The organism is Streptomonospora sp. PA3 (assembly GCF_009728995.1).
Taxonomy (GTDB): domain Bacteria; phylum Actinomycetota; class Actinomycetes; order Streptosporangiales; family Streptosporangiaceae; genus Streptomonospora.
This window is the reverse complement of sequence record NZ_VTZW01000019.1, coordinates 448,250-474,442: the sequence shown is the minus strand read 5'-3', so window position 1 is coordinate 474,442 and position 26,193 is coordinate 448,250. Positions and strand designations below refer to the sequence as shown.

15 protein-coding genes, 4 tRNA genes and 3 CRISPR repeat arrays are annotated in these 26,193 nt (G+C 71.1%); of the genes, 12 read left to right on the top strand and 7 right to left on the bottom strand.

All coding sequences use genetic code 11. The annotated features are described in order from the left end of the window. Positions 1 to 99: 99 nt before the first annotated feature. Positions 100 to 173 (bottom strand) — tRNA-Val (locus FZ103_RS21305). Positions 174 to 401: 228 nt separating this feature from the next. Here FZ103_RS21305 and FZ103_RS21300 point away from each other — a divergent pair. From FZ103_RS21300 to gltX, 10 genes are all read left to right on the top strand, one after another. Continuing rightward, entirely contained in the window at positions 402 to 1,178 is a 777-nt protein-coding gene (locus FZ103_RS21300) for a DUF2637 domain-containing protein (protein ID WP_156003602.1), read from the top strand. 116 nt (positions 1,179 to 1,294) lie between these two features. Then, a CRISPR array of direct repeats spans positions 1,295 to 4,194; the repeat unit is 29 nt; unit sequence GTGCTCCCCGCGCACGCGGGGATGGTCCC. Positions 4,195 to 4,332: 138 nt separating this feature from the next. Further along, complete coding sequence (gene cas3 / locus FZ103_RS21295) at positions 4,333 to 7,266, top strand: CRISPR-associated helicase Cas3' (RefSeq protein WP_156003601.1); 2,934 nt, start codon at positions 4,333 to 4,335, stop codon at positions 7,264 to 7,266. Further along, positions 7,256 to 8,914 carry a type I-E CRISPR-associated protein Cse1/CasA gene (gene casA / locus FZ103_RS21290; RefSeq protein WP_186356635.1) on the top strand — a complete coding sequence of 553 codons (1,659 nt, stop codon included), beginning with the start codon at positions 7,256 to 7,258 and terminating at the stop codon, positions 8,912 to 8,914. The genes cas3 and casA overlap by 11 nt, the downstream gene beginning before the upstream one ends. Continuing rightward, on the top strand, positions 8,911 to 9,600 hold the full coding sequence (gene casB / locus FZ103_RS21285; RefSeq protein WP_186356634.1) for a type I-E CRISPR-associated protein Cse2/CasB: 690 nt from the start codon (positions 8,911 to 8,913) through the stop codon (positions 9,598 to 9,600). Before casA ends, casB begins: the two co-directional genes overlap by 4 nt. After that, the gene (gene cas7e, locus FZ103_RS21280) at positions 9,597 to 10,778 is read left to right on the top strand and encodes a type I-E CRISPR-associated protein Cas7/Cse4/CasC (RefSeq protein ID WP_156003600.1); all 1,182 of its coding nucleotides are present in this window, start codon (positions 9,597 to 9,599) and stop codon (positions 10,776 to 10,778) included. The genes casB and cas7e overlap by 4 nt, the downstream gene beginning before the upstream one ends. Further along, entirely contained in the window at positions 10,775 to 11,488 is a 714-nt protein-coding gene (gene cas5e, locus FZ103_RS21275; RefSeq protein ID WP_156003599.1) for a type I-E CRISPR-associated protein Cas5/CasD, read from the top strand. Before cas7e ends, cas5e begins: the two co-directional genes overlap by 4 nt. Further along, positions 11,488 to 12,201: a type I-E CRISPR-associated protein Cas6/Cse3/CasE gene (gene cas6e / locus FZ103_RS21270; protein ID WP_156003598.1), complete on the top strand. Its 714-nt coding sequence runs from the start codon at positions 11,488 to 11,490 to the stop codon at positions 12,199 to 12,201. Before cas5e ends, cas6e begins: the two co-directional genes overlap by 1 nt. A 3-nt stretch (positions 12,202 to 12,204) precedes the next feature. Next, positions 12,205 to 13,158 carry a type I-E CRISPR-associated endonuclease Cas1e gene (gene cas1e / locus FZ103_RS25730; protein WP_156003597.1) on the top strand — a complete coding sequence of 318 codons (954 nt, stop codon included), beginning with the start codon at positions 12,205 to 12,207 and terminating at the stop codon, positions 13,156 to 13,158. Further along, positions 13,155 to 13,505 carry a type I-E CRISPR-associated endoribonuclease Cas2e gene (cas2e, locus tag FZ103_RS21260; protein WP_186356633.1) on the top strand — a complete coding sequence of 117 codons (351 nt, stop codon included), beginning with the start codon at positions 13,155 to 13,157 and terminating at the stop codon, positions 13,503 to 13,505. The genes cas1e and cas2e overlap by 4 nt, the downstream gene beginning before the upstream one ends. Positions 13,506 to 13,597: 92 nt before the next feature. Then, positions 13,598 to 16,496: a CRISPR direct-repeat array (repeat unit 21 nt; unit sequence GTGCTCCCCGCGCACGCGGGG). Between the two features lie 320 nt (positions 16,497 to 16,816). Continuing rightward, entirely contained in the window at positions 16,817 to 18,244 is a 1,428-nt protein-coding gene (gene gltX / locus FZ103_RS21255) for a glutamate--tRNA ligase (RefSeq protein WP_156003595.1), read from the top strand. On the opposite strand, the gene FZ103_RS21250 is transcribed toward gltX, so the two are convergent. From FZ103_RS21250 to FZ103_RS21240, 3 genes are all read right to left on the bottom strand, one after another. After that, positions 18,205 to 19,443, bottom strand: a complete 1,239-nt coding sequence (locus FZ103_RS21250) for a hypothetical protein (protein WP_156003594.1) — start codon at positions 19,441 to 19,443, stop codon at positions 18,205 to 18,207. The genes gltX and FZ103_RS21250 overlap by 40 nt on opposite strands. A gap of 73 nt (positions 19,444 to 19,516) precedes the next feature. Continuing rightward, positions 19,517 to 20,413 carry a sulfatase-like hydrolase/transferase gene (locus FZ103_RS21245; RefSeq protein ID WP_186356632.1) on the bottom strand — a complete coding sequence of 299 codons (897 nt, stop codon included), beginning with the start codon at positions 20,411 to 20,413 and terminating at the stop codon, positions 19,517 to 19,519. Between the two features lie 2 nt (positions 20,414 to 20,415). Next, positions 20,416 to 21,648 (bottom strand): methionine adenosyltransferase, encoded by a 1,233-nt coding sequence (locus FZ103_RS21240; protein ID WP_343233634.1) that lies wholly within the window; start codon positions 21,646 to 21,648, stop codon positions 20,416 to 20,418. 831 nt (positions 21,649 to 22,479) lie between these two features. Next, a CRISPR array of direct repeats spans positions 22,480 to 23,732; the repeat unit is 29 nt; unit sequence GTGCTCCCCGCGCACGCGGGGATGGTCCC. A 292-nt stretch (positions 23,733 to 24,024) separates the two neighbouring features. Here FZ103_RS21240 and FZ103_RS25725 point away from each other — a divergent pair. Next, positions 24,025 to 24,252, top strand: a complete 228-nt coding sequence (locus tag FZ103_RS25725) for a hypothetical protein (protein WP_343233633.1) — start codon at positions 24,025 to 24,027, stop codon at positions 24,250 to 24,252. A gap of 96 nt (positions 24,253 to 24,348) precedes the next feature. Here FZ103_RS25725 and FZ103_RS21230 read toward each other — a convergent pair. The 3 genes from FZ103_RS21230 to FZ103_RS21220 all read right to left on the bottom strand — a co-directional run bounded on the left by FZ103_RS21230 (position 24,349) and on the right by FZ103_RS21220 (position 24,625). After that, positions 24,349 to 24,425 (bottom strand) — tRNA-Val (locus FZ103_RS21230). 15 nt (positions 24,426 to 24,440) lie between these two features. Beyond that, positions 24,441 to 24,511 (bottom strand) — tRNA-Cys (locus tag FZ103_RS21225). A 41-nt stretch (positions 24,512 to 24,552) separates the two neighbouring features. Further along, positions 24,553 to 24,625: transfer RNA gene (locus tag FZ103_RS21220), tRNA-Gly, on the bottom strand. 203 nt (positions 24,626 to 24,828) lie between these two features. Between FZ103_RS21220 and FZ103_RS21215 the strand changes: the two genes are divergently transcribed. Beyond that, the gene (locus FZ103_RS21215; RefSeq protein WP_255430178.1) at positions 24,829 to 26,040 is read left to right on the top strand and encodes a molybdopterin molybdotransferase MoeA; all 1,212 of its coding nucleotides are present in this window, start codon (positions 24,829 to 24,831) and stop codon (positions 26,038 to 26,040) included. Positions 26,041 to 26,193 lie beyond the last annotated feature (153 nt).

Sequence of the window (26,193 nt, the reverse complement as noted above, 5' to 3'; positions counted from 1 at the left end):
TGATGGTGCCGGAGCAAGATCGTCTCCAGATCGGCTCCATCGCCGAAGCCCGCGATAACTGAACAAGACCGATGAACGGTCTCTGACCTGCGATTTTGCTGGTGGGCGATACAGGATTCGAACCTGTGACCTCTACCGTGTCAAGGTAGTCAGGCCGTTCTTGTGATCAGCCCGTTCCGGTGTCCGGGCAGGTCAGGTGGGTCTCTTGGGAGCCGTTCGCGGCCGTTGGGAGCCGTTGGGAGAGATTCTGATCTCCCACTCGTCTCCCACCGCGCCGGGCCGGTAGCGCTGTCTCCCACGCGGAATCCGGCGTTTCGAGTCCTCATCACGCGCTGTAGCGCGGCCGCGGACGGCTCCCTCACCGTTCCCCTTCCACCTGGGAAATGAGTGAGTGACCCGCCATGCACGCCTCACCTCTCTCGCGCTGGACCACCGTCGCGACCGTCTGCCTGCTGGCCGCCATCGCCGCGGTCGTGTCCTACGCCCACATGTTCGAGCTCGCGTTGCGCCACGGCGAGCCCGCCTGGCGCGCCGGCCTGTTCCCGCTGTCGGTAGACGGCATGATCGTCGCCGCCTCCATGTCCCTACTCAGCGACGCCCGCCAGGGCCGGCGTGGGGGAGTGCTGCCCTGGACCCTGCTGATCGTCGGCAGCGCGGCCTCCTTGGCCGCCAACGTCGCGGTGGCCGACCCAACGGTGTGGTCGCGGGTGATCCATGCCTGGCCGAGTTTCGCCCTGATGGGCGCCTATGAACTGCTCATGCGCCACTTCCGAGTGGCCGCCCGCGGCGAACGCCCGGCGTACGCCGATGATGAGCAGGTCTCGCGTACAGCAGGTGTCGCGTCCCCCGCTGAGGCAGGGTCGACTGGGCGGCTGGAAACCGAGGGTGAGTCCGAGTCCGGTGTAGGGGGACGGCCACGGTTGCATGTCGTCGAGGCTGCCGAGATGGCCGCTTCGGCAGGCGCCGCAGGAGCTGTCGCCCCGTTTGAGTCGGTACCACGGATTCAGATCGAGGCCTGGCGCTGGGCCCTGGACAACCGCGGCGAGGACGGTTCGCTGCCCACCGGGCGCGAGATCGGGTCCCGATTCGGCCACAAGGAACGGTGGGGGAGACTGATCAAACAGTGGGGACTGCAGGGCCGCTTCGATCGAGTGAGGGTTCCTCCCCTCGCCCTGTAGAGGGTGATGCTGGCCTTAAGGAGTCTGCGGTTCGCGGAAGTGTGGGGCTTTTGTCGGTTTGTGGTGAAGTGAACGAGAACGGCTTATAAGGTCGGCGAAGGCGCAGGTCATTCAGTGTGCTCCCCGCGCACACGGGGATGGTCCCCGAGACAACTGGGTCGAGGCCTCCGGCGGGCTGTGCTCCCCGCGCACACGGGGATGGTCCCGCCCCGACCCTGGCCATCCCCCCCGACGTGGAGTGCTCCCCGCGCACACGGGGATGGTCCCGGCACCGTGTCGTAGGCGCCCTCACGGAACGCGTGCTCCCCGCGCACACGGGGATGGTCCCCCGACCGGGGCGGCACCCCCGACGCCCACCGTGTGCTCCCCGCGCACACGGGGATGGTCCCACGTCCCGGAACTCGCCGGGGGTGGCGTCGATGTGCTCCCCGCGCACACGGGGATGGTCCCGACACCCAGACCCGCATCTACTGGCTCGCGATGTGCTCCCCGCGCACACGGGGATGGTCCCTGCCCGCGTCAAATTTGGCGCGGGCAGTTGCGGTGCTCCCCGCGCACACGGGGATGGTCCCCGCGGTTTGTAGCTCATGCGGTTCTGATACAGGTGCTCCCCGCGCACACGGGGATGGTCCCGGAGCGGCGCGCGTGAACGCACCTCTCCTCATGTGCTCCCCGCGCACACGGGGATGGTCCCTGGGGGCCGCTGGAGCGCATGGACGGGAGCGAGTGCTCCCCGCGCACACGGGGATGGTCCCGTTCCGGTCGCGATCAGCACCCGCCTGCCCAGGTGCTCCCCGCGCACACGGGGATGGTCCCCGCGGCGTCGTCGGCCGCGCCGACAAACGCCCGTGCTCCCCGCGCACACGGGGATGGTCCCGGCGAGCGGGCGCTCCCGCGTGATCCGGGTGCGTGCTCCCCGCGCACACGGGGATGGTCCGAGTCACCCTGGAGGGTGAGGCAACCGGGATTGGTGCTCCCCGCGCACACGGGGATGGTCCCGGTCACCATCGACACCCGCCTATGGGCAGGTAGTGCTCCCCGCGCACACGGGGATGGTCCCGGCGTGTCCGCGGGTGAGGTTTCGTGGCGGTGGTGCTCCCCGCGCACGCGGGGATGGTCCCGAAGCCGCGTAGATACTGGTGTTGGGCTCGGGGTGCTCCCCGCGCACGCGGGGATGGTCCCATCGACGGGACCCCGTGGGCGCATGACCCGGCGTGCTCCCCGCGCACGCGGGGATGGTCCCCGGGCTCTACCTCACCCCGAAACACCGCATCGGTGCTCCCCGCGCACGCGGGGATGGTCCCCATCTGGAGAGGTAGTACCCGTACCAGTACCAGTGCTCCCCGCGCACGCGGGGATGGTCCCTGGATTCCGATGTGCGCGCGCTGGCTCGCGTCGTGCTCCCCGCGCACGCGGGGATGGTCCCAGCGCGCCGCCGGTGATCAGCAGGTACTCGATGTGCTCCCCGCGCACGCGGGGATGGTCCCAGGGTCTCGGCGCCGTCGTGGCGCCACGTGACGTGCTCCCCGCGCACGCGGGGATGGTCCCCAGGACTTCGGCGGCCACCAGTCCGCCGGGACGTGCTCCCCGCGCACGCGGGGATGGTCCCGGCGACGACGGCACCACCGAGACGAGGGACGAGTGCTCCCCGCGCACGCGGGGATGGTCCCCGCGGAGGGCCTGCGCCGCGTCCGCGAAAGCGGTGCTCCCCGCGCACGCGGGGATGGTCCCCCGCGTGGTCGCGTAGCTGGACGTCATAGGCCGTGCTCCCCGCGCACGCGGGGATGGTCCCGAGGCCGGCGACGTGCTGATGGTGCTGGAGCTGTGCTCCCCGCGCACGCGGGGATGGTCCCACCGAGGTGGAGCCGCGCGTGCGCCCGGCGGCGTGCTCCCCGCGCACGCGGGGATGGTCCCAACACGAACGCCATTACGTCCTGGTATGGGATGTGCTCCCCGCGCACGCGGGGATGGTCCCACCCCGAGCGCGGCGATACCGGCGGTGATAGCGTGCTCCCCGCGCACGCGGGGATGGTCCCCGGCGACCAAGCCTCACCAGCCACCAACCAGGGTGCTCCCCGCGCACGCGGGGATGGTCCCACGAAGGTGGACCCGTCCTCCATGAGGAACGGGTGCTCCCCGCGCACGCGGGGATGGTCCCCCGTCGGCTGCGCCCCGCACGATCGGGGTCAGGTGCTCCCCGCGCACGCGGGGATGGTCCCGGCCTCGTTGGTCTCGATACCCGCCAGCGACGGTGCTCCCCGCGCACGCGGGGATGGTCCCCAGTCCTGGCGCGCCAACCGCATCACCGGCCCGGTGCTCCCCGCGCACGCGGGGATGGTCCCCCGGCGGGCGGACCGCTACGGGTTCGTGCCGCTGTGTTCCCCGCGCACGCGGGGATGGTCCCACGAACACGCAGGCGGGCCGCAACAACAAGCAGTGCTCCCCGCGCACGCGGGGATGGTCCCATCACCCGGATCCGCAACAAGGAGATGACCGAGTGCTCCCCGCGCACGCGGGGATGGTCCCGCTCACTTAGCGGGGGTCAGAATCGGGCATTTGTGCTCCCCGCGCACGCGGGGATGGTCCCAGGGCATTCCGGGGAGGGGCGCGCGCTCGCATGTGTGCTCCCCGCGCACGCGGGGATGGTCCCCGTCCGGCGGGCCGTGCGGGCCCTGGAGGACGGTGCTCCCCGCGCACGCGGGGATGGTCCCCCGAACCGGTCGGGGCCGGACTCCGCCAACCGGTGCTCCCCGCGCACGCGGGGATGGTCCCCCGAACCGGTCGGGGCCGGACTCCGCCAACCGGTGCTCCCCGCGCACGCGGGGATGGTCCCCATCCGACCAGGTCAGCGAGCCAATCGATCAGGTGCTCCCCGCGCACGCGGGGATGGTCCCCGTCGGTTCGGGCCCGGCGGCGCCGCGGCGATGTGCTCCCCGCGCACGCGGGGATGGTCCCCTGTTCCTGCTCATCGTCGCGGGTTTCGAGACGTGCTCCCCGCGCACGCGGGGATGGTCCCTGTGATCCGGGGGTGGGCGGTTCGGGGGGCGGCGGCTTGGCCCGTCGGCCCTCCGGCCCGCATCCACCGCGGGTAAGCGGGGCACCGAGTTTCCCGTTTTTCCTGCCTTGTGGGGGTCGTGTGCGGTTAACTTCCAGCATGGAAACCGAGGGCGCCCCCCAGCCCTGGCTCGATGGCCTGACGGAGGCCGCGCGGCGCGTGTGGGCCAAGCACGACCACGACTCCCACGACTGGCTTCCCCTGTGGCGGCACATGGCCGACAGCGCCGCCGTCGCCGGTCGGCTGTGGGATGAGTGGATCCCCGCCCAGGTTCGCCGGCTGATCAGCGACGCGCTTCCCGGCGGCGCCGATGACGCGCGTCGGCTCGCGGTGTGGCTGGCCGCCGTCCACGACATCGGCAAGGCCACGCCGGCCTTCGCCTGCCAGGTCGAAGATCTCGCCGATCGTATGCGCGAGGTCGGGTTGGAAATGCGGCTGCAGAAGCAGATCGCCGACCGCAAGTTCGCCCCGCACGGCCTGGCCGGCCAACTGCTCCTACAGGAGTGGCTGGTCGAGCACCACGGATGGTCCAAGCCCGCCACGTTCCAGCTGTCGATCGTCGTCGGCGGCCACCACGGCGTGCCCCCGACCCAGTCCGACATGCACGAGCTGAGCTGGCATCGCTCCCTGCTGCGCACCCGCGGCAGCGAAGAGGCCTGGCGCAGCGTCCAACAGGAACTCCTCGACGCCGCCGCCCGGAACTGCGGCGTAGGCGAGCGCGTGGCCGACTGGAAACAGGTGGCGCTGCCGCAGCCGGTCCAAGTCCTGCTGAGCGCCATCGTGATCGTCGCCGACTGGATCGCCAGCAACCCCGACCTCTTCCCCTACTTCTCCGGCGAGCACCGCAGCGAGGACGAACGCGTCGAGCGAGCCTGGCGCGGACTCGATCTACCGCCCCCGTGGGCGGCGGTGGAGCCCGACGGCGAGCCGGCCGACCTCTTCTCCAACCGCTTCGACCTGCCTTCCGGTGCGCAGGTGCGCCCCGTGCAGCAGGCGGCGGTGACGATGGCCCGCGACATGGCCGCACCCGGTCTGATGGTGATCGAGGCGCCGATGGGGGAGGGCAAGACCGAAGCCGCCTTCGCCGCCAGCGAGATCTTCGCCGCCCGCTCCGGCGCGGGCGGCTGCTTCGTCGCGCTGCCCACCATGGCCACGGGCAACGCCATGTTCCCGCGCATGACCGCCTGGCTGGATCGGCTCCCTGACGCGCGCGGCGACACCGGGCGGCACTCGGTGTTCCTGGCCCATTCCAAGGCCGCCCTCAACGAGCACTTCACCGACCTGATGCGCGCCGGGCGGCGCCGGTTGACCGGCATCGACGCCGACGGCATCGGTGACACCTGGCAGCCCCGCGCCGACAAGCTCGCCGCCTCGGCCGAGCTGGTCGCCCACTACTGGCTGCGGGGCCGCAAGAAGGGGATGCTGTCCTCTTTCGCGGTCGGCACCATCGACCAGTTGTTGTTCGCCGGGCTCAAGAGCCGGCACTTGGCGCTTCGCCATCTCGCGCTGGCGGGCAAGGTCGTGGTCATCGACGAGGCGCACGCCTACGACACCTACATGAACGCCTACCTCGACCGGGTCCTGTCCTGGCTGGGCGCCTACAGGGTGCCGGTGGTGGTGCTTTCGGCGACGCTGCCGTCTCATCGGCGCCGGGAACTGGCCCAGGCCTACGCCGGCGCCGAGACCGGCGCCCCGGATTTTGCCGCGGTCGAGCAGGCGCAGGGTTATCCCCTCATCACCACCGTCGCCCCCGGAGGCGTCCCGCAGACGTCGGCGCCGGCGGCCTCCGGCCGCGGTACCACAGTGGAATTGGAGCGCCTCGACGACGATCTCGAACAGCTCGCCGACCGGCTGGAGGCCGAGCTGGAGGAAGGCGGATGCGCGCTGGTGGTGCGCAACACCGTCGCCCGTGTGCTGGAAACCGCCCACCATCTGCGTAAACGTTTCGGAGACGCCGCGGTGAGCGTCGCCCACGCCCGATTCCTGGATCTGGACCGCGCCGACAATGACGAGCGGTTGCTGGCCGAATTCTCCTCCCCGGAGAAGGTGGCCGAGCGCGGCAGCACCCGGCCCACGTGGCGCATCGTGGTCGCCAGCCAGGTGGTCGAGCAGTCGCTGGACGTCGACTTCGACCTGCTGGTGAGCGACCTGGCACCGGTCGACCTGATGCTGCAGCGGATGGGGCGACTGCACCGCCACCCGCGCGGCCGGGAGCAGGACCTGCGGCCGCCGCGGCTGCGCACGGCGCGCTGCCTGGTCGCCGGCGTCGACTGGCGGGCGGCCGTCCCCGAACCCGTATACGGCTCCCGCAAGGTCTACCGCCGCTACCCGCTCCTGCGCTCGCTGGCGGTGCTCGAGCCCTACTTGGCCGCAACCGCACCGACCGGCAACCGGATACGCCTGCCCGACGACATCAGTCCCCTGGTGCAGTGCGCCTACGGCCCTCTGCCGGTGGGACCTCCTGCCTGGGGCCCGGCCATGGAGCAGGCGCGCGAGGACCACGAACTCCATCAGGCCGACCAGCAGGCCAAGGCCGCGGCGTTCCTGCTCAATCCCCAGGCCCGCCCCGGGCGGGCGCTGGTGGGCTGGGTCGATGCCGGCGTCGGCGATGCCGATGACACCCGCCGCGGCAAGGCCCAGGTGCGCGACACCACAGACACCGTCGAGGTGCTGGTCGTGCAGCGGCGCAGCGACGGCACATTGGCCACCATGCCCGAGCTGAGTCGCGACCGCGCCGGCCGCGCCCGTGCAGGGCTGGAGTTGCCCACCGACGCCGCGCCCGAGCCCCGCCTCGCCCGCATCGTCGCCGCCTGCGGCATGCGCCTACCGCCCGCCTTCTCCCATCCGGGAGTCCTGGACCGGGCGATCGCCGAGCTCGAAGGCGACTGGTTCCCCGCCTGGCAGAACAAGGAGGCCCACTGGCTCGCCGGCGAGCTGATCCTCGTGCTCGACGAGAATTGTCGTCGGCACCTGGCAGGCTACGAACTCCACTACACCCGGTCCGACGGTCTCGAGGTCCACCGTGCCGAATGACGCCACCCACCCCTCCTTCGACCTGACCAGCCGACCGTGGATCCCGGTGCAGCACCTCGACGGCACCGAGGACGAGCTGTCGCTGCACGACGTGTTGACGCGGTCCGCTTCGCTGCGCCGGATCGTCGGCGACATCCCCACCCAGGAGTTCGCGCTGATGCGGCTGCTCCTGGCGATCGTGCATGACACCGTCGAGGGCCCGCCCGACACCCACGCGTGGTCGCAGTACTGGTCGGACGGCCTGCCCGCAGACGCACTGGCCCACTACCTCGAGCGCCACCGCGACCGGTTCGACCTGCTGCATCCGCGCACCCCCTTCTTCCAGGTCGCCGACCTGCGCACAGCCAAGGACGAGGTCTTCTCCCTGGACCGGATCGTCGCCGACGTCCCCAACGGCGCCCCGTTCTTCACCATGCGGGCCCGCGGCGCGGACCGGCTCACCTTCGCCGAAGCGGCCCGCTGGGCCGTCCACGCCCACGCCTACGACCCCTCCGGCATCAAATCCGGCGCAGTGGGCGACCCCCGGGTCAAGAACGGCAAGGGATACCCCCAGGGCGTGGGGTGGGCGGGCAACCTCGGCGGGCTTCTGGCCGAGGGCGACAGTCTGCAGGAGACGCTGCTGCTCAACCTGATCGCCGCCGACGTCGACAACCTCCGCATCGACACCGACGACCGCCCCGCCTGGCGCCGCGACCCCGCCGGTGCCGCCCCCGCCGACGCCCGCGAACTGTCCGCGCGCCCCAGCGGGCCCCGCGACCTCTACACCTGGCAGAGCCGACGCCTGCGTCTGCAATACGACGCCGACGGCGTCTACGGCGCTCTGCTGGCTTATGGCGACCCGCTGGCGCCGCACAACATGCACATCCGCGAACCCATGACCGCCTGGCGGCGCAGCCCCGCCCAAGAGAAGAAGCACGGCCTGGCCCAGGTCTACCTGCCGCGCGAGCACGATCCCACACGCAGCGCCTGGCGCGGCCTGGCGGCCCTGGTCACCGGGCGGGTCGGCGCCAGCGAGCAGCGCCAGGAGGCCGCGGCCCTGGTGCGGCCCCGCGTGCTGGACTGGGTCGCCCGGCTCGCCAACGAGGAACGGCTGGAGGACGACCGCCCGCTGCGGGTCCGCCTGTTCGGCGCCGTCTACGGCACCCAGCAGTCGGTCATCGACGAAATCGTCGACGACAGCGTCGCCATGGCCGTGGTCGTTCTGCACGAACGCGACAGCGAGCTGGGGGAAACCGCCGTCGGAGCGGTCGCCGACGCCGAAGAGGCCGTGCGGGTCCTGGGAGATCTCGCCCAGCGGCTCGCTCAGGCCGCCGGAGCCGAAACCGAGGGCCCGCGGGCCGCGGCCCGCGATCTCGGGTTCGCCGCGCTCGACGTCCCCTTCCGCGACTGGCTGTGGGGGCTGCGGAGCAACGACGAGCCCGACGACAAGCGCACCGAATGGCGCCACCGCGCCCACCGCATCATCCGCGATCTCGGAGACCGGCTCGTGGCCGAGGCCGGCGACGCAGCCTGGACCGGCCGCCTCATCGAAACCAAGAACGGCACCTTCTGGCTCACAGCGGGCGGCGCCGACCTGCGATTCCGCGCCGCTCTCAACGAGGCGCTTTCCATGTCCGCCACCGACCCGGCAGTGAGGGAACCAGCGTGACCACGACCGCCACCCACCAGCCGCCGCCCCTGCAGTGGGTCGGCGCCTTCGTCGACGAACGCGTCCGCGAAATCCAGCACGGCTACCTCCAGGACCGCTCCGGCGCCGTGTCCACCCTGGCCCAGCTGCGCCGCGGAGCAGGAAAAACCATCGCCGACGCTCCCGAACTGTGGGGCCTGACGCTGGACGACCGGTTCTACGCCAACGCACCACGTCGCTGGTTCACCCGATACGAGACCGAGGACGACAAGAAGAATCAGGAGAGGGCTGAGAACGCGGCCCACATCGCGCTGACCCTCTACGCCGTGCACCAGCAGTCGCGCCGCGAGGAGCGGATGCACCAGCGCGGCCCCGACCTGGGTGCGGCCGTGCGCCGGATGATGCCGCCCGGCGAGATCGACGAGCCTTTGCGCCGCCGGTTCGTCCAGGTCGGCACCGCCCACGACATGCCCACACTCGCCTACCGGTTGCGCGAGGTCGTCGTCATGCTGCGGCGCGACGCAGTCCCCCTCGACTACGGCCTGCTGGCCGACCGCATCCACCACTTCCAACAGCCCGGCGGAAAGAAGGACGTGCGCGCCCTCTGGGGACGCTCCTTCCACGCATCCTCCGCACGCCCCGCCGAGGCGCCCGATGCCGCCCCCGACACCCCCACCGAGACCGAGACCGACGAGGACACCGCATGACCCGTAGCATCCTGGACCTGCACGTGCTCCAGACCGTCCCGCCCAGCAACATCAACCGCGACGACACCGGAGCCCCCAAGACGGCCGTCTACGGCGGCGTGCGCCGCGCCCGCGTCTCCAGCCAGGCCTGGAAGCGCGCCACCCGCATGGCCTTCGGCGACCTGCTCGACGCCGGCGAACTGGGCGTGCGCACCAAGCGCGTGGCCGAACTGCTGGCCGAGCGCATCCACCGCATCGACGAATCGATCGAGGAGCGCGAGGCCTGGACCCTGGCGGCCGAGACCGTGCAGACCGCAACCGGCTCCAAGATCACGGTGCCCAAGCGCAAGGCCGACGCCGCCAAGCGGGACGGCGCCGAGGAGCCGGCCCCCGAGTCCGCCTACCTGATGTTCCTGAGCACACGCCAACTCGACGCGCTGGCCGAGCTCGCCGTCGAAGGCCGCGCCGACATCAAGACCTTCCTCAAGGACAACAAGAAGCGCGCCAAGGAGCTGGCCGACACCCGCCACTCCGTCGACATCGCCCTGTTCGGCCGCATGGTCGCCGACGGCGCCGACGTCAACGTCGACGCCGCCGCCCAGGTCGCCCACGCCATCAGCGTGCACCCGGTGGAGAACGAGTCCGACTACTACACCGCCGTCGACGACCGCAATCCCGACGAGGAGACCGGCGCCGGCATGATCGGCACCGTCGAGTTCAACTCCGCGACCCTCTACCGCTACGCGGCCCTGGACATCGACCTGCTGCGCCGCAACCTGGGGGAGGGGCTGCGCGAAGACGAACCCATCACCGAGCCCCTGCGCCGCGCCGTGGAGGCCTTCGTCCGCGGTTTCGTGGAATCCATGCCCTCGGGCAAGCAGAACACCTTCGGCAACAACACACTGCCCGACGCCGTGATCGTCAAGCTGCGCAGCACGCGGCCCATCAGCTTCGTCGGAGCCTTCGAAGAGCCGGTCGAGCTGGGCCACGGCCACCTGCGCGAGGCCAGCGAGCGCCTGGCCGAGTACGCCGAAGACGTCGAGGCGGCCTACGGCGTCGCCGACGACGCCCAAACCTGGGTACTGCGGGTGGGACCCAACACCGCGAAGCTCGGCGAGCTGGGCACCGCATTGGCGCTGCCCGAGCTGGTCTCCGCCGTCGGGCAGGCGGCGGCCGACCGGTCGGCTCCCACGCCATGAGCGTCCTGCTGCTGCAACTCGCCGGTCCCCTGCAAGCCTGGGGATCGGCGGCCCGCTTCGCGCGGCGCACCACCGAGAACGCGCCCACTAAGAGCGGAGTCGTCGGGCTCCTGGCCGCGGCCCAGGGACGCGGGCGCAGCGACGACCTGACGGACCTGGCGGCGCTGCGCTACGGCGTGCGCATCGACCAGCCCGGCACCCGCCTGCGCGACTACCAGACCGCCCGCCACCTCGACACCGGCACCGCCATGCCCGTCTCAGAACGGTTCTACCTGGCCGACGCCGTATTCGTGGCCGCCCTCGAAGGCGACGACGCGCTGATCGACCGGCTGCATGCCGCGCTGCAGGCACCGGTGTACCTGCCGTACCTGGGGCGGCGCTCCTGCCCGCCGGCGCGGCGCATCGACCTGGGCATCCGAACCACCGCCGGGCTCGAGGACGCACTCGCCGCCGAGGAGTGGCACGCGGCCCCGTGGTACCAGCGCAAGCGGCGCAGCGAAACGCCAGTCTCCTTGACCACGCTTGTCGACGCGGCCCCGGGCGATGAGCGGGCCGACAGCCGGCGCGACGCGCCGCTGAGCTTCGACCCCCTCCACCGCCGCTACGCACTGCGCGGGGTGCGCACCACCGCGGTCGAGGTCCACAACCCCCACGCCCGCGGCCCCGTCGCCCCTGATCACGATCCGACGAGCCTGCTCGGAGGCGGCTGATGTATCTGACCCGGTTCCGCCTCAACACCGCGCTCAGCGGCGCGCGGCGCCTGCTGGCCTCCCCGCGGACCATGCACGCCGCTGTCATGAACGCGTTTCCCGACGTCCTGCCCACCGACACCGCTACCCCTCGTGTGCTGTGGCGGGTGGACCGCAACGCCAAAGCCGAGGTGTTCCTCTACATCGTCAGCCCCGCCAAACCCGACCTGACCCATGTGGTGGAACAGGCCGGTTGGAAGCAGCAGCCCAACTGGCAGACCTATGACTACGCGCCGTTCCTGGAGCGGCTGGCCGCGGGGGAGCGGTGGGCCTTTCGCCTCACCGCCAACCCCGTGCACAGCATCCGCCGCAAGGAGGGCGAACCCACCAAGGTCACCGCGCACGTCACACCGCGCCACCAGGCGCAATGGCTTCTCCAACGCCAAGAGGCGGCCGGATTCCGGGTGCTGGAGAGACCGGCCGAACAGCAGCGTCTGACCGGGGGAGACGAGTACGAGCTGCTGGTGCACGACCGCCGCAGCCAGGCGTTCCACAAGCCTGGACAAGGCACCGAGGCGAAAGGCAAGAATCGCGTCTCGCTGGTCACCTCCACCTTCGACGGGCGCCTGGAGGTCACCGATCCCGAGGCGCTGCGCCGCACCCTGACCCAGGGGCTCGGGCGCGCCAAAGCCTACGGGTGCGGGCTGATGACGCTGGCGCCGGCGGGGTCGTGAAGGGTGGCCACGGTCGGTAGGCGCAGCGCCTCCACCCCGCGCGAGCTGGCCCGTGTCGGCGACCGGCTGTCGTTTGTCTACCTGGAGCGGTGCACGGTACACCGCGACGCCAACGCCATCACGGCCGAGGACGGCGAAGGCATCACCCACATCCCCTCGGCAACCATCGGCATCCTCCTGCTGGGCCCCGGAACACGGGTCACCCACCAGGCCATGAGCGTGCTCGGCGAGTGCGGCGCCGGCGTGGTGTGGGTGGGCGAGCGCGGCGTCCGCTTCTATGCGGGCGGCCGCTCGCTGTCGCGCTCGGCCGCCCTGGCCGAAGCCCAGGCGCGTGCCTGGGCCAACCGGGCGACGCGGCTCGAGGTCGCCCGTGCCATGTACCGGATGCGGTTCCCCGACGAGGATCCCGCCGGTCTGACCCGTCAGCAACTGCTGGGGCGGGAGGGCAAACGGGTCAAGGAGTTCTACCGCAAAGAGGCCGCCCGCGTGGGGATGCAGTGGAAGGGACGGCGTTACGTCCCCGGCGACTTCGACTCGGGAGACCCCCTCAACCAAGGGGTCACCGCCGCCGCACAATGCCTCTACGGGGTGTGCCACGCGGTCGTGGCCGCCCTCGGCTGCATACCGGGACTGGGCTTCGTGCACTCCGGCCACGAACTCTCCTTCGTGCTGGACATAGCCGACCTCTACAAGACCGAGATCGGGATCCCGGTGGCGTTCGACACCGCGGCGCAGAGCCCGGAGGAAGTCGGCCCGCGGACGCGCCGAGCCATTCGCGACCGGATCAACGAAGACCGGTTCCTGGACCGATGTGTGGCGGATGTGCAGCGACTTTTTCTGCCCGAAGGGGCCGACAGCGCGCTCGCCGACGACACTGTCGACCGCGTCGCATTGCAGACCGATCGGGGCGGCGAAGTCGAATCCGGACGCAATTACGCCGACGGAGTCATCTGGTGACGGTCATCGTTCTCACCAACTGCCCGGCAGGGCTGCGCGGCTTTCTCACCCGCTGGTTGTTGGAGATCTCGCCGGGCGTCTTCATCGGCGGGCCTTCCGCGCGGATCCGCGCGGCGTTGTGGGCCGAGGTGCAGCAGTACGCCGGACAGGGGCGCGCACTGCTGGCCTACAGCACCGACAACGAGCAGGGCTTCACCTTCGAGACGTTCGACCACAAATGGCACCCGGTCGACCACGAAGGCCTGACGCTGATCCGACGTCCCCACGAGGGAGCGTCGGCCTCGCCGGCGGCAGTCCCCACGGGGTGGAGCAAGGCGTCCAAACGGCGCCGATTCGGACGGCGCTGAGCTGGCGTATGCGTGATTTGCGGGTTTTGTCGGATTACGACGAAGTGAATGGATACGCGGCGCGGCGCGTATAAAGACGCAGGTCATTCACTGTGCTCCCCGCGCACGCGGGGATGGTCCCCACCAGATGATCAGCGCCGCCACCATGGACTTGTGCTCCCCGCGCACGCGGGGATGGTCCCCGGTCGTCGTCGTGGTCATAGGGGTGGCCTTTGTGCTCCCCGCGCACGCGGGGATGGTCCCCAGTACGCGACCTCGCGCACGGGAGCGTCCTCGTGCTCCCCGCGCACGCGGGGATGGTCCCCCATGCGGGAAAACCGCCTTCGCGGCGGTGGGGTGCTCCCCGCGCACGCGGGGATGGTCCCGGGATCAGGCTGTCCTCGTCCAGTTCGTAGGAGTGCTCCCCGCGCACGCGGGGATGGTCCCAGCAACTCGCTGGGGATCGAGGCCGAGAACGAGTGCTCCCCGCGCACGCGGGGATGGTCCTGAACTCCTGCCAGCCGCCGGAGGCGTGCGTGGGTGCTCCCCGCGCACGCGGGGATGGTCCCCGGCGCCAAACCCGAGCCCGTCACCGTCGTCGGTGCTCCCCGCGCACGCGGGGATGGTCCCCCGCCCCGGACGACGACACGCCGGCGCTCGGGGTGCTCCCCGCGCACGCGGGGATGGTCCCGGCGGTTCGTCGTTGCCGCCCGCGAACCCGCCGTGCTCCCCGCGCACGCGGGGATGGTCCTCACGTGGTCAGGTGGTCGCCGTAGTCCAGGGAGTGCTCCCCGCGCACGCGGGGATGGTCCCCGCACGATGAGAACCCACGTGGTCATGTGGTCGTGCTCCCCGCGCACGCGGGGATGGTCCCAGCAGAAAACCGCGTCCCGGGAGGAGCTGGCGGTGCTCCCCGCGCACGCGGGGATGGTCCCCGGTGGACGGGCAGATCGGCCCGGAAACCGGCGTGCTCCCCGCGCACGCGGGGATGGTCCCACCATCTCCGCACCTGGCCGTTCGGCCGCAAGGTGCTCCCCGCGCACGCGGGGATGGTCCCCCCAATGAGCAGCCAATGAGCACCCCCGTCGAGTGCTCCCCGCGCACGCGGGGATGGTCCCATCGGCAAGCGGCAGCGCCGCGAGAAGGCGCAGTGCTCCCCGCGCACGCGGGGATGGTCCCGCCGCCGCACCCGACCCGACGAACGACCCCCAGTGCTCCCCGCGCACGCGGGGATGGTCCCCCGGTCGGTGGCGGGCAGATCCACCGTGAACGGTGCTCCCCGCGCACGCGGGGATGGTCCCTCGGCGCCGACGGCGAAGGCGACATCGACGACGTGCTCCCCGCGCACGCGGGGATGGTCCCTTGGGTCTGCGCACCAAGCAGGAGACCAAGTAGTGCTCCCCGCGCACGCGGGGATGGTCCCTGGCCGAGCACGGTGGCGCAGAATCGCCGGTAGTGCTCCCCGCGCACGCGGGGATGGTCCCGCGCTGCGGCTCGTCGACCACCACCAGCGCACGTGCTCCCCGCGCACGCGGGGATGGTCCCGTGATCAGTTCGCGGTGGACGAGTTCCTGCTCGTGCTCCCCGCGCACGCGGGGATGGTCCCAGCTCCGCGCCGCGATCACGGCCGCTCAGGAAGTGCTCCCCGCGCACGCAGGGATGGTCCCAGGCGGATCAGCGGCAGCAGAACACCCCGCAGGTGCTCCCCCCGCACGCGGGGATGGTCCCCCGTTGGCGTCCACCGCGACGTCGCCGCGGATGTGCTCCCCGCGCACGCGGGGATGGTCCCCGGGCATTCTCGTACTCGGCGATGCGTTCCAGGTGCTCCCCGCGCACGCGGGGATGGTCCCGCCTCGTAGGAGAACTTCGCCCCGGAGAAGAAGTGCTCCCCGCGCACGCGGGGATGGTCCCCACAGCACGATGAGCGCGGCGGTGGTGGACTTGTGCTCCCCGCGCACGCGGGGATGGTCCTAGGCCGAACACGTCGCCAGACTGGGATCACCCGTGCTCCCCGCGCACGCGGGGATGGTCCCGCCCGATTATCGGGGGTCAGGATTCGGGGTTGGTGCTCCCCGCGCACGCGGGGATGGTCCCGACACGCGGTCGCGCAGCAGGTCGGCGTCGGCGTGCTCCCCGCGCACGCGGGGATGGTCCCCGGGTGGGATCGCCAGCGGCGGGGCCGACGTGGTGCTCCCCGCGCACGCGGGGATGGTCCCTTGCGGTTCTGTCGGCGGGCGGTCCGCATCAGGTGCTCCCCGCGCACGCGGGGATGGTCCCCGCGGGCCCGAGCTGCGCGCGGAGAAGCGCCCGTGCTCCCCGCGCACGCGGGGATGGTCCCCGCAACGGTGGCCCGCGGCATGTCCCGCAGCTGTGCTCCCCGCGCACGCGGGGATGGTCCCGTCAGGCCACAGCCCGGCTCCCAGTTCTCCAGGTGCTCCCCGCGCAGGCGGGGATGGTCCCACCGCTACGCCTACAGCCCTGCCATGGACTACGTGCTCCCCGCGCACGCGGGGATGGTCCCGGCGCAGGTGCCGGAAGTCGAAGTCCGGCAACGTGCTCCCCGCGCACGCGGGGATGGTCCCTGCTGGGCGAACCCGGTGATGGACCCGACGATGTGCTCTCCGCGCACGCGGGGATGGTCCTGGCAGGCCCGCATCCGCCGCGTTACCCGCCTCGTGCTCCCCGCGCACGCGGGGATGGTCCCATGGCGCAGCGCATGCGCGAGGAGGACCCCGTGTGCTCCCCGCGCACGGGGATGGTCCCCCGGGTTCGATTCCCGGCGGCTCCACAAAGGGGTGCTCCCCGCGCACGCGGGGATGGTCCCAGCCCGGACAGCGGGCCGTCGCAGAGGTTCTCGTGCTCCCCGCGCACGCGGGGGTGGTCCCCGCTACATGCCCACCGACCAGGTGGCCGTGGTGTGCTCCCCGCGCACGCGGGGATGGTCCCATCCGGTTGGTAGCCGCGTCTTCAATGAGGTCGGTGATGTCAAGTGCGCTCCGCGTGCACGTGATGATGGCCCATGACAAAATTGCATTCGAATTGCAGGCAGAAGTGTGCTCCCCGCGCATGCGGGGATGGTTTCGACGGCGCCGGCACCCGATCCGGCGACCGGGTGTGCTCCCCGCGCACGCGGGGATGGTCCCGGTCCTCGGGGATGGCCCGCCGAGCGACACCGTGCTCCCCGCGCACGCGGGGATGGTCCGGTTTTCCGGTCGCCACATTGGGCTAGCTCTCGTTTCTACCTCGCTCGATTGGCAGGTCGGCTGATGACTCATGCGGAAATCGGAGTACGGGCCGTTTGCTGACCATCTCGTAGCTCTTGCCAAGGACCCATGTTGACTGAAGAGCCGATTCGTACCCGTTTCGCGCCGTCACCCACCGGCATGTTCCATGTCGGCAGTGCCCGTTCTGCGCTGTTCAACTGGGCGCTGGCCCGCCAGCAGGACGAGGGGCGGTTCGTGCTGCGCATCGAGGACACCGATGCCGCGCGCAACAAGCCGGAGTGGACCGAGGGGATCATCCAGGCGCTGGCCTGGCTGGGTATCAGCGCCTCCGATCCGCACTTCGAGGGGCCCTACTTCCAGTCGGACTACGCCGGCAAGCACCGCGAGAGCGCCGAGCAGCTCTACAAGCAGGGGCGCGCCTACTACTGCGACTGCACCCGCGAGCAGGTCCAGGCCCGGCGCGACAACCCCAACCTGGGCTATGACGGCTTCTGCCGCGACCGCGGGCTGGAGCCCGGGCCAGGGCGGGCGCTGCGGTTCCGGGTGCCCGAGGGCGGGCCCACGGTGGTCGACGATGCGATCCGCGGCCGGGTGGAGTTCGACCACGCCTCCATCGAGGACTTCGTCATCGCCCGCGCCGACGGCTCCCCGCTCTTCGCTTTGGCCAACGTAGCCGACGACATCGAAATGCAGATCACTCACGTGGTGCGCGGTGAGGAGCACCTGTCCAACACCCCCAAGCAGCAACTGCTGTGGGAGGCGCTGGGCCACACCCCGCCCGGGTGGGCGCACCTGCCGGTGATCGTCAACGAGAAGCGGCAGAAGCTGTCCAAGCGCCGCGACAAGGTGGCCCTGGAGTCCTACCAGCAGGAGGGCTACCTGCCCGAGGCGATGGTCAACTACCTGATGCTGCTGGGCTGGGCGCCGGGCGATGACCGGGAGATCATGCCGTGGGCGGAGATGGAGCCGCTGTTTCGGGTCTCCGACGTCAACAGCTCCAGCGCGTTCTTCGACGAGAAGAAGCTGCGGGCCTTCAACGGCGAGTACATCCGGGGCTTGAGCGTGGAGGAGTTCGTTCGGCGCTGCCGGCCGTGGCTGGACCCGGAGGTGGCGCCGTGGTCGGAGGAGAACTACGACGAGGACATCTTCCGCGCGGTGGCGCCGCTGGCCCAGAGCCGGGTGGCGGTGCTTGGCGAGATCGTGCTCAACGTCGACTTCCTCTTCCTGGACCAACCCGTCTTCGACGAGGCGTCATGGACTAAAGCGATGAAGCCGGGCGTCGGCGCGGAGATGCTTTCAGCCACCCTCAAGCGCTTCGCCGATCCCGAACTCGCCTGGGAGGCCGAGGAGCTGAAGAGCGCGCTGGAAGAGGTCGGTCAAGCCCGTGGGCTGAAACTGGGCAAGGCCCAGGCTCCGGTGCGGGTGGCGGTCACCGGCCGGACGGTGGGATTGCCCCTGTTCGAGTCGCTGGAGGTGCTGGGACGCGACCGTACCCGTCACCGGATCGATGCGGCCCTGGCCCGGCTCAACGCCTGACGAGCCGCGGCAAGCCTGGCGGCGACGAGCTTGCTCGGCAGCCGCGCCACCTCCGGGCCGAGGCCGGGCACCTCGTCGCGGCCGGTGAGGACCCAGGCCAGACCCGGTGGCGCCGGGGCCCGAGTCTCGGCGCCACCGCCCAGAGCCTGCTCCAACCACACGATGGCCTCGGCGGCCTCCTCCGGCGGCGCTCCGAATGCGGGTTCACCGCCGAGCAGGCTGCACAGTCGCAGCTGGTGGGGCAGGGGGCGCCGGTAGTGCGTGGCGACCCAGTCGAGCACGTGCGGATCCGCGCTCGCCCCTGCCCGAACGAGCTCCTCTCGGGCCACCGAGGTGTGCAGGGCTGCGGAGAGTTTGCGGTCCATCGCCGCCAGCCGTGGGAGGTCGAAGCGGGCGTCGGGCCGCAGGGGCACCCGATGGCGTAGCCGAGCGAGGAGGTCGGCGAAGGAGTGCGGTCCGGGCCCGCGGGCGGGAGCAAGAAAGGGTTCAACCAGGTACCACCGCAGGGCGGCGGGGCGGATGCCGGCTTCCAGCAGGGCGGCGATACGCGATCGCCGGCGGTCGTTTTCTTCGAGCCGGGGAACGAAGAGGAACGCCGGCGGCACGTCGGCCCCCAGCAGTTGGAAAAGCCGCACTTGGATGGCGGTGGCGTTGATCTTGTCGGATCCGCGCACGATCAACGTCGTGCGTTGGTGGAGGTCGTCGACGACGCTGGCCAGGTGCCACAGGGCGCGCCCGTCGGAGCGGACGAGCCGGACCTGGGCTTCGGCCGGTGCGAGACCGACGCGGGTGTTGAGTGCGGCCTGAGCCGTGGCCGTCTGCGGATCCTGGCCCCGGCTTCGCAGAACGCGGTCGGTGGCGGCGACGTCCAACGTCACGGCGCCGCCTTCGCCGCGGACGACGCCCGATTCCTGCAGCCGCGCCAGCGCACGGCGATAGCGCGGGGTTCCCTCGCTCTGACGCGATCCGGCACCGGTGATGGGGATCTGGGCCACGTGGCGGAGTTCGTCGAGCAGAGGCGACTCATGCTTCCGACCCGTGCGCGCAGCGTCGGTGTCGTCCCACCGCACCCGGACCTGGGCGGTGGCGCCGGTGTGTTCGGCGAAGGCGTGAGCGAACAGCGCGGTGAGCAGGTGGGTCCGCAGCACGCCGACGCGAAACGAGGAGTGGTTGGGCGAGACGCCCAGGCGCGTGCGCACGGGCCCGACCCCCTGCGGTAGGAGCGCTGGCTCGTCGAGTCGGTATGGCGATCCCATCAGATGCCGCCGCCCTTCACCGGTCGAGCACGCCGCACCACAGCGGGACGGTGGTCACACTCGGGTGGGGGTGGCCGTGCCCGTAGCGTCCCCACTCCCCGAACTCCTCGCCGTGGTCGCCGCACACCACCACCAGAGGACGCCGGTGGGTGAGCTGAGCGAACAACCGGCCCAGTTGGGTGTCGGCCCACTCCAAGGAGCGGCGCTGCATGCGCCGCAACACGGCGGCCTCTGCGGTGTCGATCGGCCGGTGTCCGGGGCGCGGGGACGAGGCGTCGTGGAGCCGATACAGGCGCTCAAGGAGCGCGGCGCTCTCCTCGGTCAGTACGGCGGCCGGGCTGGTGTAGGGGATGTGGGTGCACGGGCAGTTGATGAAGCAGAAGAACCGTTCGGCCTGCAGGCACTCCTCGGCCAGTTCGTCCACGTGGGCCAGCGTCAACGAGGCGTCGCGATCCACGACACGGGAGGCGGCATCGGCCGGGGAGGCCGCCGGCCGGCCGAAGTAGCGGAACTGCGGAAACCGGGTGGGCAGGCTGTTGCAGGTGTGGGCGGGGTCGAAGAAGGTGACACCGCCGGCGCCCAGAACCCGATAGCCGCGGTCGGCGTAGTGATCCATCAGACTCGGCGCGACGACCGCGATCGCGCCGTCCTGTGGCCGGGGGCGGGCGGCGGCGGAGCGCCACACGCTGCTCAGCGGCGCGCCTTCGATCTCGACGTAGCCCTGGACCGGTCGGGGCAGGGCTCCGGTGAACATGGCGGCGTGGGCGGGCAGGGTGTAGGTCCCCGGGCTTTCGGCCCGCTGCAGCGGTCCCAGGGAGGAAAGCGCGGGCAGACGGGCGGCGCAGGCGGTGTCGTAGCGGCAGGAGTCCAGGGTCACCAGGACCACGTCGCGGGTGGCGAGTTCCAGGTCCACTCTCAGGCCTCCAAGAGCAGATTCGGGTCGCGGAACCGGTCGATGACCGGGGTGGTCAGCACCCACTTCGACAAGCGGGGGAGCGCGGCCATCTCGCCTTCGACGACGTCGGCGATATGGCGCTGTTCTGCCGAGGAGGCCCTCTCGCCGAGGCGCACTCCGACGAAGGAGGGGGTGTCGAGCCGGTCGCCGTTGCGGGCGACCAGGACGGTGTGGTTGGGCCTACCGATGCGGTGGGAGATCCGTTCGGCAGCAAGGGTGTAGAGCTTGCCGGCGTGGTGCAGCGGGTTCTTGCCGGCGATCGCCTCTCCGCTGCTGCCGCGGTCGGCCGCGATGACCCCGTTGGCCCGGTTCCCGCGCCCGACCAGGCCGCAGTCGCCCTTGCCCAGCGAGGTACCCCACGGAGCGAGGTAGGCCCCGCCTTGCTGGTCTTTAGTGTTGACGGCGATGTCCAGCCGCCAGTCCGCGTCCAGTTTCGCCGCGTGGGCTGCGGCGTAAGCGTCCATGCGCCGTCGGGCCTCGGAAACGACCTCGGAGTATTCGTGGTGAGACGAGACGCGCTCCGGGTGGACGGGCAGACACATGGTGATATCCACGCAGGCGCCGGTGCGCACGAGCATGACCTTGACATCGCGCCCGATCGGCAGGTCGCCGCCGAGTTGTGGGCCGGCGGCGAAATTCTCCAGTCCGATGGCCAGGCGTTGCAGCGCTGTGGCGGGAGCATACGCCGAGCAGACGACGGTGTCGTTGGCGCGCAGATCATCGGTATCGGCGAGATCCTCGCCCTGGGATGGGCGGTAGAAGGCGGCGGGGTGATCGGCGGCGATTCCCGCGGTGTTCTCCACGACCGGCTCGACGTGGGATGCGATCGCGGGGGCGCCGGTTGCTGCGGGGAGAAGCTCGTGGAGTGTGTCGCGGAACAGTTCGTCGACGGGAATCGGTTGATCACCGACGGCTCGTGTGATCTTGCCGATGAGGCGGGCCTGGATCCCGCTTTCCACCGAGTACCCGCCGAAACCCACCTCGGAACGCGCGCCGACGAGAGCGGTCTTATCGACCCAGTGATTGGGGACGTGACCGAAGACCTCCAGGCCGTACAGAGAGTACGTCTGGGAAAAGGCTTCGGCGAGCAGATCGGCGAGGGAGTCGGGATGACCGAGTCCTTTGCGTTCGATGACCTCGATGCCGTCGGTGGGCGCGACTTCTGGCAGACCGGCACTGACCTGGATGTGCACGAAGGCTCCTGGTGCTTACAGCTGACTGAGGCAGCGTGCGCGGTGATCAGGGGAGGGGCATGAATGAGGGGCAGGAGTAGGCAATCAAAGAGAACCTATGCGAATGGCGCATCCTGTGTCTATCGATCGCTTTGTGTCTGTGAGCGGGCGGGAAATGAATTGATCAAGAAAGTGCCCTGGTCACTGGCCGTGAGACGGTCCTGAAGCATCTTCCGGAGCTGAGTGTTGAGGGGGCGATGCCGATCACGGGGAACCGTTCAGCTGAAAAGGGGGGAATGTCAACAGGATCGTAAGATCGTTTCCTGGCTGTGTGGGTGAGGCATCTGATAGTGGAGACGTACAGTGCGACTTCCCTGGGAACGTCGAGGGGGCACGATAGGTGACCACGTGGAACCTTTCACGGTAGCCCGGCGGAGACAAGTCACCTCGCCTTCTACCTGGGGCTCCACGTCTATTTCTGGGGAACGGGCACTCCTACCCGCTTGTCGCTTCTGCGTGCTTTGTCGGTTCTTGGCACCGAATTCGCTGGGATCACCTCGGTGTCGCAGGTCCAGATCGAGGCCCGGTAGTGGGCGTTGGCCAACCGTCTCGAGAAGAGTTTGCTGCCCACCGGTCGCGAGACCGCGGTCTCCTTCGGGCGTAAGGATCGTTGGAGGCGGTTGGCCAAGCAGTGAGGGCAGCAGGGGCGATTCGACCAGGAGGTGGTGCCGCAGCAGGGTCGTAGTAGGGCACGGGGTGTGGTGAATTCCCGGCCTATATGGGTGTTTGTCGGTTTCAGGTGAAGTGAATGAAAGCAACCCCTATGATTTGTAAAGGTGCAGGTCATTCACTGTGCTCCCCGCGCACGCGGGGATGGTCCCGTGCCGTGCGTGCTACACGTGCGGCGCATGCGGGCAGTGCTCCCCGCGCACGCGGGGATGGTCCCATCGTGACGGGGGCGCACACCTTCGTCGCGCCGTGCTCCCCGCGCACGCGGGGATGGTCCCCACGGGCAGCGCCCCGCCGGTGCGCTGCTCCAGTGCTCCCCGCGCACGCGGGGATGGTCCCCGCAAGATCATCAACTGCATCGAACGGATCGAGTGCTCCCCGCGCACGCGGGGATGGTCCCCAGATACGGCGTTCCCCGCGTCCGCACCCTCAGTGCTCCCCGCGCACGCGGGGATGGTCCCCGCATGTACCACCAGGACCGGGCCGACGCCTGGTGCTCCCCGCGCACGCGGGGATGGTCCCGTGTTCGGCCGCCCCGCCTGGACCGAGGGCTGGTGCTCCCCGCGCACGCGGGGATGGTCCCCCCGAACCCGGCCAAGACTTGTCCCTGCTGGAGTGCTCCCCGCGCACGCGGGGATGGTCCCCACGGTGGGCTCGACCCGGGTGTAGGCGATGCGTGCTCCCCGCGCACGCGGGGATGGTCCTCGTGGCCCGCACCGACCAACGTCAAGGCACGGGTGCTCCCCGCGCACGCGGGGATGGTCCCACGCCCTCAGTCTCAGCCCAGTCGCGCAGCTTGTGCTCCCCGCGCACGCGGGGATGGTCCCACGCGCTCCAGGATGTTCCGCACGCAGGCAGAGTGCTCCCCGCGCACGCGGGGATGGTCCCTGGATGCTCAACGCCCGCAAGTACGCCGAAGAGTGCTCCCCGCGCACGCGGGGATGGTCCCGTCGGCCCCCTTCACGAGCACGGCGCGGTTGGGTGCTCCCCGCGCACGCGGGGATGGTCCCGTCGTGGTGAACCGCCGCATCCCCGATGACATGTGCTCCCCGCGCACGCGGGGATGGTCCCGACAAACACCGAAGGAGGCCCCCGATGACCGCGTGCTCCCCGCGCACGCGGGGGATGGTCCAGCTCGCGCTGGAGATTGCGGATCGGCCCGTAGTGCCCCCCGCGCACGCGGGGATGGTCCCGGGTTCTGGCGTTTGGCGAACATCGGCCGCAGGTGCTCCCCGTGCACGCGGGGATGGTCCCGTGGACTACAGGTCGTCGGCCAGCGACATGACGTGCTCCCCGCGCACGCGGGGATGGTCCCTCGGTTACGTGTACGAGGAAGGCGGGATCGGGGTGCTCCCCGCGCACGCGGGTGGACGGTTGAAGAAGGCCAAACGCGCCAAGACGCCAGCCGGCAAGCGCTGGATCCAGCTGCCCCACTTCCTCCACGTCCTCTACACCGACCTGCTCGATGAAGCGGAGCCGGGCGGGACGGTCTTCACCGGGGCCCGGGGCGGGCAGCTGCGGCGCGGCAACTTCCGCGCCCGGTTCTGGCGTCCGGCCTTCGACGGCGATCCCGACCACGAGCAGGCGTGGCTGCGGTCACCGATCCTGCCGGGGTTCACCTTCAACGAAGGACGCCACACCCACCGCACCTGGCTGGCCGAGGACGGGGTGCCCGAAGTCGCGCGGGCGGCGCGCCTGGGCCACCGGATGCGGGGAATGGGCGACGTCTACGAACACGCCACCCCTGCGATGAAGGAGCAGGTGCGCGAGGTGCTGGACGACCGCTGGCGCCACAGCCTGCGAACGCTGAATGAATCCGAACGCCGGTGGATCGTGGAGACGGTTCCGCGGCTCGGTGAGTACTACCGTGCATCCGATGAGAAGCGGGCTTCGTGATGGTGCCGGAGCAAGATCGTCTCCAGGTCGGCTCCATCGCCGAAGCCCGCGATAACTGAACAAGACCGATGAACGGTCTCTGACCTGCGATGTTGCTGGTGGGCGATACAGGATTCGAACCTGTGACCTCTACCGTGTCAAGGTAGCGCTCTAACCAACTGAGCTAACCGCCCCGAAGGGGTGACCAGAGGTGGAGACGGGATTTGAACCCGTGTAGACGGCTTTGCAGGCCGCTGCCTCGCCTCTCGGCCACTCCACCGGACTCATGAGGGGCTAAGGGTGGCCCCCGGGGTGTCTCCGAGCGGACGACGGGATTCGAACCCGCGACCCTCACCTTGGCAAGGTGATGCTCTACCAGCTGAGCCACGTCCGCGTACGATCCGGCTCGGTCTTGGCGACCTGCGCCGTCGTGCAGTTAGAACTGTAGCGGAAAGTCGGCAGACGGCAAATCGGCGGGCGGGTTGACAGCAGGGTTGACAGCAGGCCTGCCGAGGGAGGCAGATATACAGGGGGCACGCAGGGGTGTGAGTCGGCGCTAGCCGGAGGAGTGCGATGGTCCGGTGCGGGAACGCTGTGATGCCGTGGGCGCAGGCGCGCGAGGAGGCGCGGCGGCTCGGGGCGCGTGGCGGGCGTTCCGGCGGGCGCGCCGTCGCGCTCGGTGACGCGCTCGGGGCGGTGCTCGCCCGCGACCTGACGGCGCTCGTGGGCGTGCCGCCCTACGACGCCGCCGCCATGGACGGCTACGCCGTGGCCGGACCCGGGCCCGAGTGGGCGGTGACGGGCCGCGTACTGGCCGGATCGGCGGACACGGTCGGCCGCCTGCGCCCCGGGCAGGCCGTCGAGATCGCCACCGGCGCCCAGGTCCCCGACGGCACCGACGCGGTCCTGCCCTACGAGCACGCCGCCACCTCCTCCGCCGGAGCGGAGCGGGTGCGCGGGGAGGTCGTCCTCGGCAAGCACGTGCGCAGGGCCGGCGAGGACACGTTCGCCGGGGACACCGTGGTTCCGGCCGGGACGCCCGTGACGCCCGCGCTCATCGGCCTGGCGGCCTCCCTCGGCCACGATTCGCTGCTCGTGCGCCGACCGCGGATGGCGGCGCTCGTCACCGGCGACGAGGTCACGGCTTCGGGACGTCCCGGGGCCGGGCGCGTCCGCGACGCCATCGGCCCCATGCTGCCCGGAATCGCCGCGTGGGCCGGCGCCGAGCCGGTCGGCGCCCCCCGCTTTCTGCGGGACGGGTTGGAGCCGCTGGCGGCCGCGCTGCGGGCGGCCCGCGACGGCGCCGGCGAGCCGCCGGAGCCGGCCCCCGACGTGCTCGCCGTCTGCGGCGCCTCCTCCAAGGGGCCGGCCGACCACCTGCGGGCCGCCCTGGCCGAAGTCGGGGCGACGATCGCGGTCGACGGCGTCGCCTGCAGGCCCGGCCATCCGCAACTGCTCGCCCACCTGGGGCCGGCCGAGGACCCCGGGACGGTCGTGGTGGGCCTTCCGGGCAACCCGAACGCCGCCCTCGCCGCCGCCACGACGCTGCTCATCCCCGCGCTGCGGGCCATGGCGGGCGGTCCCGACACCGACCCGGCCCTGCCGCCCTCGATGCGGGTCAAGGGCGCCGTCCACCCCCACGCCCACGACACGCGGCTGGTGGCGGTCCGGGTCTCCGGCGGGCAGGCCGAGCCCGTCGGCCACGACCGCCCCGGCAGCCTGCGCGGTGCCGCGCTCGCCGACGCCTACGCCGTCATCCCGCCCGGCTGGAGCGGCCCCCATGCCGCTCTGCTGTGGCTGCCGCGCTGACGCGTGCTGCCGCCCTGACGCGATCCGCCGCCGTGCCGGCCCAGGCAGCGCCCATCGCTCCGCGGCGCAGCGGTGGTGCGCCGGGGACAGCTTGAGCGGACACGGCCCCAGCAGGCGGGTGGCGACCGCGGCGCGCGCCGCGGCCCTGCGGCC